This window comes from Pseudomonas eucalypticola, assembly GCF_013374995.1.
GTDB classification, from domain to species: domain Bacteria; phylum Pseudomonadota; class Gammaproteobacteria; order Pseudomonadales; family Pseudomonadaceae; genus Aquipseudomonas; species Aquipseudomonas eucalypticola.
The window spans coordinates 4,228,652-4,243,673 of sequence record NZ_CP056030.1 but is presented as its reverse complement, the minus strand read 5'-3'; the positions used below and the strand labels follow the sequence as shown (position 1 = coordinate 4,243,673).

The 15,022-nt window shown below is 59.1% G+C and carries 13 protein-coding genes and 1 pseudogene; 9 read left to right on the top strand and 5 right to left on the bottom strand.

Annotated features, from left to right (window positions below; genetic code table 11):
* Window positions 1–377: 377 nt before the first annotated feature.
* From HWQ56_RS18610 to HWQ56_RS18600, 3 genes are all read right to left on the bottom strand, one after another.
* Entirely contained in the window at window positions 378–2,534 is a 2,157-nt protein-coding gene (locus tag HWQ56_RS18610) for a TonB-dependent siderophore receptor (protein WP_176571443.1), read from the bottom strand.
* A gap of 338 nt (window positions 2,535–2,872) precedes the next feature.
* A complete protein-coding gene (locus HWQ56_RS29505; RefSeq protein WP_425331974.1) occupies window positions 2,873–3,283 on the bottom strand; it encodes a bifunctional diaminohydroxyphosphoribosylaminopyrimidine deaminase/5-amino-6-(5-phosphoribosylamino)uracil reductase RibD in 411 nt (136 codons plus the stop codon).
* Window positions 3,284–3,480: 197 nt separating this feature from the next.
* A complete protein-coding gene (locus tag HWQ56_RS18600; RefSeq protein WP_176571441.1) occupies window positions 3,481–3,969 on the bottom strand; it encodes an HIT family protein in 489 nt (162 codons plus the stop codon).
* 191 nt (window positions 3,970–4,160) lie between these two features.
* On the opposite strand from HWQ56_RS18600, the gene HWQ56_RS18595 reads away from it, so the two are divergent.
* Together HWQ56_RS18595 and HWQ56_RS18590 are read left to right on the top strand one after the other, a co-directional pair.
* Window positions 4,161–4,694: a GNAT family N-acetyltransferase gene (locus HWQ56_RS18595; RefSeq protein ID WP_176571440.1), complete on the top strand. Its 534-nt coding sequence runs from the start codon at window positions 4,161–4,163 to the stop codon at window positions 4,692–4,694.
* Between the two features lie 90 nt (window positions 4,695–4,784).
* Window positions 4,785–5,069 (top strand): annotated as a pseudogene (locus HWQ56_RS18590) (transposase); the annotation flags it as partial.
* A 48-nt stretch (window positions 5,070–5,117) separates the two neighbouring features.
* Here the strand turns inward: HWQ56_RS18590 and HWQ56_RS18585 are convergent.
* Entirely contained in the window at window positions 5,118–6,314 is a 1,197-nt protein-coding gene (locus HWQ56_RS18585; RefSeq protein WP_176570464.1) for an IS256 family transposase, read from the bottom strand.
* 630 nt (window positions 6,315–6,944) lie between these two features.
* Between HWQ56_RS18585 and HWQ56_RS18580 the strand changes: the two genes are divergently transcribed.
* Window positions 6,945–7,436: a GNAT family N-acetyltransferase gene (locus HWQ56_RS18580; RefSeq protein WP_318533136.1), complete on the top strand. Its 492-nt coding sequence runs from the start codon at window positions 6,945–6,947 to the stop codon at window positions 7,434–7,436.
* A 256-nt stretch (window positions 7,437–7,692) separates the two neighbouring features.
* Here HWQ56_RS18580 and HWQ56_RS18575 read toward each other — a convergent pair whose 3' ends face one another.
* Entirely contained in the window at window positions 7,693–8,253 is a 561-nt protein-coding gene (locus HWQ56_RS18575; RefSeq protein WP_176571439.1) for a hypothetical protein, read from the bottom strand.
* A gap of 291 nt (window positions 8,254–8,544) precedes the next feature.
* Between HWQ56_RS18575 and HWQ56_RS18570 the strand changes: the two genes are divergently transcribed.
* From HWQ56_RS18570 to HWQ56_RS18545, 6 genes are all read left to right on the top strand, one after another.
* On the top strand, window positions 8,545–9,081 hold the full coding sequence (locus tag HWQ56_RS18570; protein ID WP_176571438.1) for a hypothetical protein: 537 nt from the start codon (window positions 8,545–8,547) through the stop codon (window positions 9,079–9,081).
* A gap of 851 nt (window positions 9,082–9,932) precedes the next feature.
* On the top strand, window positions 9,933–10,868 hold the full coding sequence (locus tag HWQ56_RS18565) for a LysR family transcriptional regulator (RefSeq protein WP_176571437.1): 936 nt from the start codon (window positions 9,933–9,935) through the stop codon (window positions 10,866–10,868).
* Between the two features lie 196 nt (window positions 10,869–11,064).
* On the top strand, window positions 11,065–12,054 hold the full coding sequence (locus tag HWQ56_RS18560; protein ID WP_176571436.1) for an ABC transporter substrate-binding protein: 990 nt from the start codon (window positions 11,065–11,067) through the stop codon (window positions 12,052–12,054).
* On the top strand, window positions 12,044–12,853 hold the full coding sequence (locus HWQ56_RS18555) for an ABC transporter permease (protein WP_158154715.1): 810 nt from the start codon (window positions 12,044–12,046) through the stop codon (window positions 12,851–12,853). Before HWQ56_RS18560 ends, HWQ56_RS18555 begins: the two co-directional genes overlap by 11 nt.
* Entirely contained in the window at window positions 12,850–13,587 is a 738-nt protein-coding gene (locus HWQ56_RS18550) for an ABC transporter ATP-binding protein (protein ID WP_158154714.1), read from the top strand. Before HWQ56_RS18555 ends, HWQ56_RS18550 begins: the two co-directional genes overlap by 4 nt.
* Window positions 13,584–14,909 (top strand): LLM class flavin-dependent oxidoreductase, encoded by a 1,326-nt coding sequence (locus HWQ56_RS18545; RefSeq protein ID WP_176571435.1) that lies wholly within the window; start codon window positions 13,584–13,586, stop codon window positions 14,907–14,909. Before HWQ56_RS18550 ends, HWQ56_RS18545 begins: the two co-directional genes overlap by 4 nt.
* Window positions 14,910–15,022: the final 113 nt, after the last annotated feature.

Sequence of the window (15,022 nt, the reverse complement as noted above, 5' to 3'; positions counted from 1 at the left end):
GCGAAACGCGTCTACGCCTGGAAGCGTACCGAGCGGTTGAAGGTGTCAGGGGGGATGCTTGGCTTGCTTGCACGCTTTTCGGGGTTTTTCCAAGCAAGAAGGTGCGCTGGCATCTTGCGCGTGTATCGTTGCGGTCACCATTGAGAAAAAAGTCGGTGGGTTTGAGGCAATGGTTAAGGGCGTATAGCTACTGCCTCGGTTTGAAGGTTTTTCCTGAGGGGGGAGGTTTGCTTTATTACCTTGATCAGAGACCTGCGCTTATGAGGGCCGCGGCCGCTTGATGCCTGATGCCCACACCGAGGCCGGCTGCGGGTCACCATAAATAAAAAAGCCCGGGCCGGTAATCCGGCGCGGGCTTTTCCAGGGGTGGCGGCCAATCAGAAATCGTAACCCAGGGTCGCTATCACATTGCGGCGGTTGCCGTAGAACACCGAATCCTCGTAGTAGCCCGGTTCAAAGTAGTGCTTGTCGAACAGGTTATTGGCGGTCACCGAGATTTTCGTTCCGGTCAGCCCGAGTTTGCCCAGGTCGTAGCGCAGGGTCGCGTCGGTGAGGAAGTACTGCGGGGTACGCAAGGTGTTCTGCTGGTTCTGCGAGGAGCCGACATAGCGCTCGCCGGCGCCTATGCCCAGGCCGTCCAGCGGGCCGCTGAGAACGCTGTAGTCGAGCCACAGGCTGGCGGTATGGCGCGGGATGTTGCGTGGGGTGTTGCCCTCGTAGGTGTTGTCCTGGGTGATCTCGGTGTGGGTGTAGGCGTAGGACGCGATCATGTTGAGGTTTTCGTTCAGGCTGGCCTTGCCTTCGAGTTCCAGGCCCTTGGATTCGATCTCCCCGGTCTGCACTGAAAAGCCCGTGTTGACCGGGTCGGCGGTGGAGACGTTGCGTTGGGTCAGGTCGAAAGCCGACAGCGTGACCGAGGCGTTGTAGCCCTCGGGCTGGTACTTCACCCCCACTTCGAATTGCTTGCCGGTGGTGGGTTTGAACAATTTATTGTTGATGTCGGTGTCCGGGTTTGGCTGGAAGGAGGTGCTGTAGCTGACGTACGGGGTCACGCCGTTGTCGAACAGGTAAGCCAGGCCGATGCGGCCGGTGAATTTATGGTCGTTCTGGGTACCGCTGGACTGGCTGACCGCATCCTCTTCGTGGTCACGGGCGTAATCCTGGCGGCCGCCGATGGTCAGCGCCCAGCGATCGATTTTCATCTGGTCCTGCACGTAGATGCCCACCTGCTGCATTTTCGAGCGGGTGTCACGTTGCAGCGAGTCGAACCATACCGGCGCACCGCCGTAGACCGGGTTGTACAGGTCGAGGTTGTTGAAAGCGTCTTCAGGGTCTCCGTTGAGCCGGGTTTCCTCGGCCCTGTAATGGGAATAATCGATCCCGGTGATCAGCGTGTGGCGGATCGCTCCGGTGTTGAAGCTGCCCTGGATGTTGTTGTCCATCAGCAAGGTATTGCTACTTTTAGGCCGGTATTGCAGGCCGATGTCCTGGGTGCGGCCATCGGGGTTGAGCACCACGTCCGGGCCGCTGGAGAGGAAGCCCACCACCGAATGCATGTAGCGCAGGTTCTGTTGGAATTTCCAGCCATTGGCGAAATCGTGCGCGTAGATCGAGCCGATCGATGTGGTCTCGACGTGGTAGTAGCTGCCCAGCCAGCCCAGGTGGGTGTCGGAGTCGATGTGGCCGCTGGGGCTGCGCTGGACCGTGCCGATGTACGGAAAGCTCTGTTCCGAACCGCCGGTCACGGTCTTGTTGTAGGCCGCCAGAACGGTCAGGGTGTCACTGTCGTTGGGCTTCCAGGTGATCGACGGGGCGATGTAGGTGCGGTTGTCCGGCGAGTGATCGACCTGGGTGCCGCTGTCGCGGCGCAGCATGACCAGGCGGCCGATAAGGCTGCCGTCGTCCGTTAATCGATCGTTGAGGTCGATGCCGAACTGCTGGCGACCATAGCTGCCGGCCTGGTACTCAATGTGATGGATCGCTTCGTCCTGGGGCCGCTTGCTAGTCAGGTTGACCACACCACCGGGCGACATCTGTCCGTAGAGTACCGACGCCGGGCCTTTGACCACATCGATGCGCTCTAGGCCGAACGTTTCGAAATTGGTGTCGTACTGGTTGAAGCCAGTGCGCAGGCCGTCCTGGTAGATACCGAACAGGTTGAACGCGCGGAAGCCACGCAGGAAAATGTCGGGCGCGCCCTGGCCCCCGGCATAGTCGATGGCGCGAATGCCGGGGGTATAGGCCACGGCGCTATTGAAGTCCTGAACGCCGCGCTGGTCCATTTCGTCGCGGGTAATCACCGAGATGGTCTGCGGAATTTCGTTGATCGGGGTATCGGTCTTGGTGCCGGTGGTAGTGCGCTTGGCCACGTAACCCTTGATCGGGCCGTCGCCGGTTTCAACCTGCGGGGCCGCCTTGATTTCGATGTTGTCCAGGGTCAGGCCGGCATCGGCAGATTGACCAGCGCTGGCGTCGGCCGCCATTACCCAGGCTGGTGAACTGGCCAGTAACAGGCCGACTCCGGCCATTTGCATGGGGCGGCACAAGCACTGCGCCAGAATCGGAAGGGTTGAGGGGAAAACCGAAACCGCCATGGCCGTTCATCCTTAAAACAATTGATAGTGCGAATAATTCGCAATTGTAATTGATTTTAATCAAATGAAACGAGCGAAAATGCGTAGGGACGATTTAAATGCAGTGCGCGCAGTGCCTTCAGAAGCTGACGCGAAGTCCTGAGGCTCGGTTCGATCCGTAATGGCCGTTCGAGGAGGACAGAAATCGGCTACAAGGAGCCAGCAATGGCGGACTTGTAAGGCGGAAGCCCCGTAGCCAGAGGTCAAATCGTCCGCTATCCGAGAGGTGTGTTCGACATTCACACGGATAAAAGATAAGGCCTAAGGTACTTCGACACCTCGGTTTGCTCCAGCCCAACCTGTACTTCAACCCCCGCGGCCCTGAGCAGTGCAATGCCTTTTCCCTGGTTTTTGACGTGGGGGTCCACCATTGCCACGTACACTTTCTTGACCCCCCGCTCTATCAGTTGGAGTGCGCAGGCGGGTGTGCGTCCGTGAAAAGAGCAGGGTTCGAGAGTCACATACAATGTGCAATGCTCGAGTGAACCTGTCAGCTTGCTCATGGCATCGATCTCTGCATGCGCATGGCCGGGCGACTGCGTGTACCCCGTGGCAACGACCTGGCCGCCTTGTACGATCACACACCCGACAGGCGGATTCGGACTGCACTTGGGCCGTGCCTGTTGTGACACTTCAAGCGCTTGCAGCATGTAAGCTGAGTGATCCATTGTCATCCTTCGCCTCACCTAGATGTGAATGCTCCGCCCCGGGTTTGCCAGGCTCTGTACGAAGCGCATCCCAGCTCGGCCATGCTGCGTGGAAAACAGGCTAGGAATGCTCATTTACAACACATAAACTCCGCTTCCTCGCCTGTTTTCGCCTTGCCTGGCCTTCGCTGGAATACATCTCATACAGCCCCTAACGCACCGCGTAGCATGTTGATGGCTTGATCAACAGACGGGCCCTGCGCCATGGGTGGCTCAGGACGCTCGCAAAACTCGCGCCATACGAATAGTGTTAATTCTGCACCGTCCGTTTGAGATTCCGCGTTATCACGGGATCCAAACGCCTGGAGCGTCCTGTATCTCTCTTTCTGCCAGAACAGTGTCTCAACCCAAGGGTAAATCGGGATGAAATGAAAATGGATGGAGTAGCCCGCCTCATGACCAAAACGGCTGATATACAAACGCTGTGGATGCAGGAGGGTTTCGATGGCGTGCTGGATGCTGGCCTGAAAGGCTCCCAGCTCCGCCAGCGCTTGAGCCCCAAGGGCGGCCAGCGAGTTTGTCATCTGCTTTGCACTGAGCATTACATAGCCCGGCAGAGCGCTGTCTAAACGGTGATTGACAACCCAATGGGGGGACTCATGAATGATGAAGCGCGGCGGTATATCCATGTGACGGTCCTGAAGCTGGATCAATGCAGGGTATCACTCGTGTACTCTGCAGCTTCAACTTTTGTGCAAGATCCGCTGTGTTGGAGCGTCTGCTGTCAACCGATTCTGTTGAAAAACTCAAGCATCTCCGTCCCTGTCGCCGTGGGCCTAGAAAGAACATAATCAGTGCACAACCATGAAATGTGATTTCGATGACCACGATAATTAAACGATTGACCCCGGATCATGCCTCGTCGTATCGAGCGCTAATGCTTGAGGCTTATCGCCTTCATCCCGACGCTTTTACTTCCGATGTCGGCGAGCGCGAAGCCTTACCCATCGACTGGTGGGAGAAAAGGCTTAATAGTGGATCTGATGCTGCCGATGTGGTGTTCGCTGCGTTTGAGGGTGAGGATTTGCTTGGAGTCGCTGGACTTTCTGTTGAAAGAAGAAAGAAGGCCAGCCACAAATCCACGCTCTTCGGAATGTACGTTCCACTCGCTCATCGAGAGAAAGGCATCGGATATAAACTGCTGCGCAGCGTCCTGGCCTATGCGAAATCCCAGTCTCAGCTTTTGCTCGTTCAGCTCACCGTCACCGAGGGCAATCGAGGTGCACAAGGGCTCTATGAGCGAATGGGATTCAAGCCATTTGGAATAGAGCCTTTGGCGGTAGCAGTAGGGCAGCAATTCGTTTCGAAAGTCCATATGTGGCACGATCTACGAAACGATACCTGCGAAAATTAACGCCCATTCGGGTCATTCTTGATTGGCTCGTATCGCTCCTGTCTGGCTTGCGGCAAAATATACCCGTCGGCCAGCGGGAGAATACGCAGCATGATGGGACAGTTATCGAGTGGGCAGGATCGGCTGTTTTACTCGTTCAACCTTGAAGATCACATCCCCGCCAATCACCTTCTGCGCAGCATTGATCAGTGCCTCGACTTGAGCGAACTGCGCCATTATCTCACCGATTTTTACAGCCCGATTGGGCGTCCTTCGATTGATCCTGAGCTGATGATCCGCATGCTAGTCGTGGGCTATTGCTATGGCATTCGCTCCGAACGGCGCTTGTGTGAAGAGGCCCATTTGAACCTGGCGTATCGCTGGTTCGATCGTGTCCCAGGAAGTGGTGTAACTCATCAAGGCTTGAGCCACTGAGTTTGCCGTTTAGTTGATCACGGCCGACAGCTTGGCCTGTGGATTATCGCTGACCGCCTCGAAGGCCTCCAACTGCATGTAGCGCCTTTGCAGGCACCACTCGTCGTTCTGTTCCAGCAGCATCGCCCCGACTAGGCGAGTGATGGCTGGATCGTTCGGGAAGATACCCACGACCTCGGTGCGGCGCTTGATTTCAGCATTTAACCGTTCCAACGGATTAGTACTGTGCAGCTGCTGCCGGTGCGCCTTGGGGAAGGCCATGTGCGCCAGCACTTCATCCTCGCAGCCATCCATAAGCGTCGCGATCTTTGGGTATTTCTCACGTAACTGGTCAGCTACCAGGCGCCATTGCTGGTGGCATTCCTGACGGCTGTCCTGGGCAAACACCGTGCGAAGTAGCGCCGCCACCATCGTCCGCTGACCCTTGCCGACGTGGGCCATGGCATTGCGCATGAAATGCACGCGGCAGCGCTGCCAAGTCGCATGGAATACCTTGGAAACTGCGGCCTTGAGCCCTTCGTGAGCATCAGAGATGACCAGCTTCACGCCTCGGAGCCCACGCCGCATCAGGCTTCGCAGGAAGTCTGTCCAGAACGGCTCGGCTTCCGAAGGCCCAACCCTCATGCCCAGTACTTCACGGCCGCCGTTGGTGTTCACAGCCACGGCGATTATGACGGCGACCGACACGATACGGCCGGCCTCCCTGACCTTGACGTAGGTGGCGTCGATCCATAGGTAAGGCCAGTCGCCCTCAAGCGGGCGATCAAGGAAGGCGTGTACGCGCTCATCGATCTCGCCGGCCAGCCGTGACACTTGGCTTTTTGAGATGCCGGACATCCCCATCGCCTTGACCAGCTCGTCCACTGAGCGCGTCGAGACGCCCTGGATGTACGCCTCCTGGATCACCGCTGCCATGGCTTTTTCGGCAGTACGCCGTGGTTCCAGAAAGCCTGGAAAGTAGCTGCCTTGGCGCAGCTTGGGGATCTTCAGATCAACATCGCCGGCGCGGGTTTGCCAGAGGCGATCACGGTAGCCGTTGCGGCTGTTTAGCCTGTCAGGACTTTTGACATCGAACCCGGCACCGCACAGGCTCTCGACGTCGAATTCCATCATGCGCTGGGCAACGAACTGGATCATTTGCTTGAGCAGATCAGCATCTGCCCCTTTCTCAACCAACTCGGTCAATGCGATAGTAGGTTTGGTCATCGTGGTTTCCCTGGTGAGTGTTAGGTCTTCGCAAACTCAACGTTAGCCAAAAACCACGATGACCAACCTCTTTCGCCCGCAGGGCGCCTTCGATTGGTTTAGTTACACCACTTCCTGGGACACGATCGCGAGCTGGGACATTGCCATGAAGGTCGATATCGGCTGAGTTACTCTACCCACTTCATCGCCGGGAGTCTCGCACCGTGTTCGAACATATCGGACACGGTTTTTCTTGCTTTCTCGTCTGAGTTCATCTGCCAGAGGCCTCCATGTGCAGGCTCTTCTTCTACTTCAAGTCAGGACGCCTTCAACCTGGCTTGGGCTGCTGGCTTGGTGTAGTGGTATTCATCGTCAACCTAGCTTTTTTGCTCGGAAAAGAGGCATACATGCATGGGGCTGGTTCACACTCATTCCCGATTTATGGTGTCACCGAAATTCTGGTGTGTTCGCACTGGCTATAGCTTTATCGGCGAGAGCCCCGGCTTGATTTCAAGCTAGCTACCATTGGAAGGTAACCTGTGCGTAATTGCATGGACTTGGGGGTTGGGTCGAAGGGTTGCTATTGACCGTTAGTTGCCTTTCACGACTGCCTGGTAGCCACTGGTGGGACCCACCGTGAGGCTTTGCGAAATGTCAGGAAGGCCATACCATACCTTCACGTCATCAAAGGCTAATGGAATGGCACTACAACTCAGACAAGCACGTGTTACCGATCTTCCGGCCATCTACAGAGGTGAGGAGAGCTATATCCGCTGTTGGGAGCCCGAGCATGAAGCATCGTGGCGAGCCCAACTGGAACGGCACCTGACGCGTTGGGTAGAGAATTTTGACCGTCTGAACGTCGCGTTCATGGGTAATGCCTTCGCGGGTTACTCACTCTGGATACCTGATCAGAGTTACGCAGAACTTTGCACTATCCATGTTAGTCCAGAACATCGGCGTAGCGGGGTGGGAATGGCCCTGTTGGAGGCCTATGTACAGGACGCGGCACGGCACGGATTCACGCAGCTGCGGTTGAGTGTGCGACCTGATAACCCCGCGAGGAGGATGTACGAGAAGGCGGGGTTTTCATGCACCGGTATCGGTGCCCATGATTACCTGACGTATAAGCGTCACGCATGAGGGGCGTTCGATGGGGGTTCGCTTCCGGCCGATTTCTGCCTGTTACGAAATGCTGCGACCGACCCTTTGCTGCCCTACGCAGACGGCAGCAGTCGACCAGTCACACAGCTGGCCTACACCACGCGTTGTACGGTGAGTGCAGTCGGCACGGTTCGAATCAACTGCGGCGGTCGCCCCCTGTCTGTCACTAGGAGCCCACAGCTCAGTCCGACGGAATTCTGGGTGCTACCGTTAATTCCGAACACTCAATGCGAGCTTAATTTGCAAGTGATATGGCCATGTCTATCGCGTTAAGTGGCACATAAACAATGGCGATAAGAGAGTACCATTTTCGTGATTTGGCATAAAAAGCACAGACGGGAAGGGCAATCATCATTACATCCAAGGCAGCCCAAAGCGATAGGGGAGATGCTTTGAATAGGAGAATATTTACAATAAGGCCGAGAAATAGATAAGTTGATAGAGAAAGTAGTGCATATCTGCCATCTTGTTCAAAGTAAATGCGGAGGCCATTTTGCTCGTCCTCACTGCGGCTCGGTAGCAGTAGGGCGGCAGAGACGAATAGCGAGAGCGCTAATAAGACCAGTAATAAAAACTCTGGAAATGAGTATGACTCTTTTACGCTAGGTAGTGCATTTACAGCCCACCAGAAATCTAGCTGTGTCGTAAAAAGCATTACGGCCCAAACCAGAGCAACCCAATCGGTAGCCGCTGTTCGACGGATGCGGAAAACCGTCAATGCACCAAGAAGCAGGCGGGTGACAGAAAGACCCAACAACATCGAAAGCACTGTTGCAACGATAGGAAAGTTACTCATGAGGCCACCTGCCGGCTAATGATCAGTCAAGCGTAGACCCAATTAGTTATACGGAAGCATTGAATAGCAGTTGCGGGCTGTGCCGTATTGGCGAGGAGTGCGTGAGGTATGGCAGGTCCTGATCGCCAAATCACGCAACGTGAATCCAGCCGGTTTTCTGCTGTCATGACCGACCGCTCCTGCCTGTGGCTGCCCTTCGCGTGAGACTGCTTTTTGCCCCTGTCGCTGGTAAGATCCGTCTCCGGAGCCGCCTGCTGGAGGCGGTATGTATGTTTGAGCACAGGAAGTCTCATGAAAACAATGCTGTTCGGTGTGTGCCTGCTATCTCTGGCCGGTTGCGTCAGTTCGCCCGATACCACCTTCACCCATGCCACCCCAGGCTGCAAAGCGACCACAACTGAGATTGATGGCAAACCGGTCGCCACACAGTTCTGTATCAAGACCATTGCCTTCAAACCCTCACAGTACCGCGTAACGGTCAACGATCAGGTGCTGTTCGCCGGCGATGACTACCAACGCGTCGCCTTCACCAAAACCATCAAGGAAGGTCCGGCCCAAGGTGCGTGCAGCGAGCTGATCGAGTTGCACGGCGTCGGCGCCAGGAAGGTGCCATTGAACGAGTTGCCCACCGAATTGGTGACAGCCTGCCGGATTACCGCCGACGCGGCCGGTAACTCCCAAGCCTTCAGCGAAGACGCCGCCTGCGAGAAAGTATTCAATAAGGCGCTGGCGCCGTTGCTGGGCAAGGTGATGCCGATTGAAGTGGCCCGCCAATGCACCGTGATGGTGGGTGAACAGTTAGTGTTTGACCAGCGTTTCGATTTTTAGAAAAAGAACTGGAGCAGCAGTTTGTGCCCGATGCTGGCTGCTGCCATCGGACATCAGCACCTCAACTACAATACGGCGATAATCACCAGGGTGGTCGTTCACATCGTTGCGCTGGTGGCGTTTGGCTCCGGTAATTTCTTTTTGTGGATGCTGAACGCTTTATCTTAGCAGACATGGCATGCTGCTTGACCCAAACTCGACGCATGAGATGATCCAGGCACGACGATGGCAAGGATGCATTCAGATGATTAACCCAGGATACCCTTCTCCAGCGGAAGCATTGGCCATAGCGAAGACGATTCTGCTGACTCGCTATCCAGGTGCATCCTGCGTTTCATCAGTTTTGCCATTTTGGTGATTTTGGGTGTCTGTGATGCTGGGCTTGGGGATAATGTTTGGAGGGTAGGTGATGGCTTCGTTGCTTTTACTTGGGGTGCTGCCCGCTTTAGTTATGTTTATAACATCGTATGAGTTGTACGGTAAGTCTAAGGGGAGGGCGCTTCAGGTTATGGTGCGATGGGTGCTGTGTGTCGCGTATCCATTGCTTCTTATTGAATTGTTGGGCGTGCTTTTTATAATTTTCGGGGATTGAAGGGTGAACTTACCAACGCCGACGATGTTCGACACCTGCGGATCTGGCCAGGCTCGGTTCCGACGATCGTAACGCTGGAGAATACAGCAGAGGTGGTTCAGCATCTGCTGGGTTGTCGCCGCCTTTGGCCTGGCTCATGTCGGCCTGCTTCCGAGCAGCCTCAGACCGGTGTCCAGGGGTAAGGCACAAGTCATTGTTCTGGACCTAATGTTTGTTATCTGCATTTCAAGCGATTCCCACCGGTGATTCTGGACATAGCATGGACTTACTCGAGCGTTTTTTCAGCCGTGGCCTCAAACTCCACCACCTGCGCGTGCTGGTGATGCTCGGCCAATGGGGCCAGGTACGTCTGGTTGCGCAGAAGCTGGGCGTCACGCAGCCGGCGGTGTCCCGTCAGTTGGCGGAACTTGAGGAAGGGCTGGGCCTGGACGTGGTACGGCGGGTCAGCAATGGCCTGGTGTTCACCGAAGCGGGTCAGATTTTGCTTGGCCGGGCGCGGGAGGTGATGTTCCAGCTGGAGCAGGCCCGGCAGGAGCTGGGCAGCATGTCGGCGGGCCTGCGGGGCGAGATCACTATCGGCGCGGTGCCCAGCGTGATGCAAAGCCTGGCCACGCCGCTATTGACGCTGCTGCAGGAGCGCGCACCCGGGGTGTCGATCAATCTGCTCAGCGAGACCAGCGACAAGCTTTATACGTCACTGGTCAACCGCACCCTGCACGTGTTGTTCAGCCGCGCCGTGCCGCCGCAGTTCGCCGACCCGGCTGTGGCGGGGGAACTGCTCTACGAAGATCCTCTGGTGATCATCTGCAGTCGCACTCATCCGCTGGCCCACAAGCAGCACCTGCTGCCTCAGGACCTGGATCGACAGCCTTGGGTATTGCCGCCCACCGAGTCCCCGGCCTTCGAAGCCTTGAACACCTGGATGCAGGAAAATAGCCTGAGCCAAGGACCTGGGAGTGTGCGCACGACCTCCCGGGAGGTCTACCGCTCGATGCTGGCAGGCGGTACCCGGTTGGGCATGATGAGCCTTGGCGCGGCGCTGGCGCCGGAAATCACGGCGGATTTTGCCGTGCTGGCATTGCCCGGCGCGCGTTTTCTGCCGTCGGTGTGGATGTTCCATACGCGCACCGAGGCTACCTCGGCTGTACGCGCAGTGGTGGAATGCGCGCGGGAAGCGGCGCGCGGGATGGCATAACGATTAGGTTATTCCATATATAATTTTTAATGGTTATTGGTTTAGTAGTTATTCGAATTTCACATAAGCGAAACTGATCGCTAGAGTGCTCCCACCTGTCACCCGGCAGGCCGCGGACAATACCCTACGCTGGATTTGCCCCTGATGTTTTCTTCGACTGCCCGTGCCGTGGGCGGTCTGGAGCAGGAGCGCACCGATGCATGTTTCCCTTCCCTTGTGGCCGGCCACCGCCGGGCTGCTGCTGGCGCTTGCGTGTGCCGCCGCTCAGGCCGCGCCAGCGCTCACCCTGGCCGACCAGAACGAGGCCACCCAAGCCTTGCTCGAGCGTTGGGGTGAAACCCAATCGCAGCCGCCAGCACTCAGCTATGCCAATTTCGCCGGTGGCCCGGCGATACTCGAAGCCTTCCGCGCCGGGGTAATCGACGTCGGTATCGCTGGCAGCACCCCTCCCGTCCAAGCCCAGGCCGCAGGGGAGGCGGTGCGCATCATAGCCGCTGTCAGCCACGACCGCCCGGCTTACCAACTGGCCGTTCGCGCCGGGTTGGAAGTGCCGCGCCTGGAGGCCCTCAAAGGCTTGAAAATCGCCTACGCCGAAGGCACTGCACGGCAGACCTTCGTGCTGGCCGCGTTGCGCAAGGCTGGGCTCACGCCCCAGGATGTGCACTTGGTGCCACTGCGCGTCAGTGACTTTCCCGATGCCCTGCGCAGTGGGCAGGTGGACGTGGCACCACTGATCGAGCCGCACTTCAGCCGCTATGTGGGCACGGGCGCCGACCACCTGGCGCGCTTTGTCCCCGAGCAGCACCTTCAGGGACTGCCCAGTGACATCAACTACCTGTACGCCAGCGAATCGGCACTCAAGGACCCGGCCAAACGCCAGGCCTTGCTGCAACTGCGCCGAGCCTGGATCGCGGCCAACCAATGGGCCCAGGCCCACCCTGACGCGTGGGCCCAGGCGTACTACGTCAAGCGCCAGCAATTGGACCCCGCGGATGCGCAGCGCATCGTCGAGTCCCAAGGCAACCTCACTGTGCCGACGCTGGCCGAGCTTATCCCCACACAGCAGGCGGTGATCGATCTGATTTATGCGGCAGGCGACTTGCCGGCACATCTGCAGGCTCGCGACGAATTTGATCTGGAGTTTGCCCGGGAAGCTGAACAGCAGGAGGCAGTCAATGCCCGTTGACCGCGCGCAAGCCGTTCACCGGCCACGTCGGCTGGTGCCCGCGCCCCTGGGCAAAGGCGCTTCGTTGTTGGGCCCCTGCCTGCTGTTGGTGGCCTGGGAGCTGGCCGCCCAGCTGGGCTGGCTATCGCCCAAGGTGCTGGCGCCACCGTCCACTGCCCTGACCACTGGCTACCGTCTGCTGGCCGATGGCGTGCTATGGCCGCACCTGCTGGCCTCGGCACGGCGTGCGCTGTCCGGGCTGGCCATTGGCGTCACCTTGGGCCTGGTACTGGCGCTGGTCGCAGGGCTGACGCGCCTCGGCGATGCGCTGATCGATGGCGTGGTGCAGATCAAGCGCGCCATCCCCACGCTATCGCTGATCCCCTTGGCCATTCTGTGGCTGGGCATTGGCGACGGCATGAAAATCACGCTTATCGCAGGCGGTGTCTGCCTGCCGGTGTACCTGGGCACCCACGCGGCGCTCAAGGGCATCGACCTGCGTTACGTGGAGCTGGCGCACACGCTGGACCTTGACCGCTGGACTTTCATCCGCAAGGTGGCGGTGCCGGGCGCGCTACCGGGGTTCTTTGTCGGCCTGCGCTTTGCGGTGACGATTTGCTGGGGCGCCCTGGTGGTGCTGGAGCAGATCAACACCACCCAGGGCATCGGTTATTTGATGAACCGTGCCCGCGACTACGGCCAGACTGATGTGATCGTCGTCGGGCTGGTGACGTACATGGTGCTGGGCCTGGTGTGTGACCGGCTGGTGCGGGTGGTGGAATACCGTGTGTTGCGCTACCGCAAGGTGATCGGCTCATGACCTCCTTCACGCCCTTGCCGGTCAGCATCGACCGCCTGACCCGTGCGTTCGGTACATGCCGGGTGCTGGACCAGTTGAACCTGCAGATTCCGGCTGGCCAGTTCGTCGCCATTCTGGGCCGCAGCGGCTCGGGCAAAAGCACGTTGTTGCGCGCCTTGGCCGGCCTGGACGGCGAGGTGCAGGGGCAGGGCAGCATCACCGCACCCACGCCCAGGGCCGTGCTCTTTCAGGACTCGCGCCTGCTGCCTTGGGAGAGCGTGCTGGCCAACGTCACCCTGGGCTTGCCAGGCACGGGCGCGGCACTGGCCGGGCGCCAGGCGCTGGCCATGGTCGGCCTTGCTGGGCGCGAAGGTGCCTGGCCGGGCGAGTTGTCCGGCGGCGAGCAACAGCGCGTGGCGCTGGCCAGGTCATTGGTGCGCCGGCCTCGCCTGCTACTGGCCGACGAGCCTTTCGGCGCGCTGGATGCGCTGACCCGCCTGAAGATGCAGGCCCTGCTGCGCCAAGTGGTACAGCGCCAGCAACTGACCGTGCTGATGGTCACCCACGATATCGACGAAGCGTTGCTGCTGGCCGACCGCGTGGTGGTGCTCGATGGCGGGCGCATTGTTGACGACAAGCCGGTGACGCTGGCCCACCCCCGTAGTACCGCACACCCCCAGCTTGCGCTGTGCCGTGACGCACTGCTGCAAAGCCTGGGCGTTGATGAAGCTTCCCTTCAGGTAATCCAACCATGAACCGTCAACTGCATTTGAACCTGTTTGTCTTCGGCCGTGGCCACCACGAGGGGGCCTGGCGCCATCCGCTGGCGCCGTCCACTTCGCTCACCGACGTCGAACACTACCAGGCGCTGGCCGCCATGGCGGAGAAGGGCTTGCTCGACTCACTGTTCCTGGCCGACGTGCTGGCGGTCGGCGATACCCAGGGCCATTCACCCATCACGCCACTGGAGCCGATCACCCTGCTGGCGGCGCTCAGCGCGACCACCCGCCATATCGGTCTGATCGGCACGGCGTCGACCACCTATATGGAGCCGTTCAACCTGGCCAGGCAGTTCGCGGCGCTGGACCACCTGTCACGGGGCCGCATCGGCTGGAACATCGTCACCTCGTGGGTCAACGGCGTAGAGGCCAATTTCGGCCACGACCACCAGCCACCGCACGCTGAACGCTACGCCCGCGCCTTCGAGTTCATGGAGGTGGTGAAAGGGCTGTGGGACACTTGGGCCGACGACGCCGTGCTGGATGACCGCAGCGCGGGCCAGTACCTGCAGCCTGAACGGATTGCTGCCCTGAATCATCGCGGCGCGCATTTCCAGGTACGTGGGCCCTTGAACATTCCCGCCTCGCCGCAGCGTCATCCGGTACTGTTCCAGGCAGGCTCCTCGGCGGACGGTCAGCGCTTTGCCGCCCAGTATGCCGAAGCAGTGTTTACCGCCCAGCCCGATTTGCCGACGGCCCAGGCCTTCTACCGCTCGCTCAAGCAACAGGTGCACGAGGTCGGGCGTCAGCCCCATGAGCTGCTGGTGCTGCCGGGCCTGAGCGCTGTTGTCGCTGAAAGCGACCAGCAGGCCGGGCAGTTGCTGGAAGAGCTCAACGCCCTGACCGCACTGGAAACCGGTCTTGCTCGGTTGTCGGCGCGCTTCGGCGGGCATGACTTTTCGCGCCTGCCCCTGGACTTGCCGCTGAGCGTCGATGACCTGCCCAATCCCGACGGCGTGCAGGCCGCCCAAAGCCGTGCGCGGGTGGTGGTGGAACTGGTGCGCAGCCAGCGGCCCACCTTGCGCCAGTTGTTGACACGATTGGCCGGCGCCCGCGGTCACTACACCCTGGCCGGTACCCCCGAACAGATCGCCGACGCCATGCAGACATGGTTCCAGAATGGCGCTGCCGATGGCTTCAACCTGATGCCGCCGATCATGCCGGCGATGCTGGCAACCTTCATCGACGAAGTCATCCCGTTGCTGCAACAGCGCGGGCTGTTCCGCACCGCTTATCAGCAACACACCCTGCGCCAGCGCTACGGCCTGGCCAGGCCGGCCAGTCGTTTCTTCGGCTAGCCGCCGCACAGGCTGCCCGTGGCCTGGTTCACGGGCACTTCCACCACGCTTGACCCTCGCCCTGGGAAAGTGATGTCGGCTGCCCGGCATTCGGCCAGCCCCTGTCCATTCCC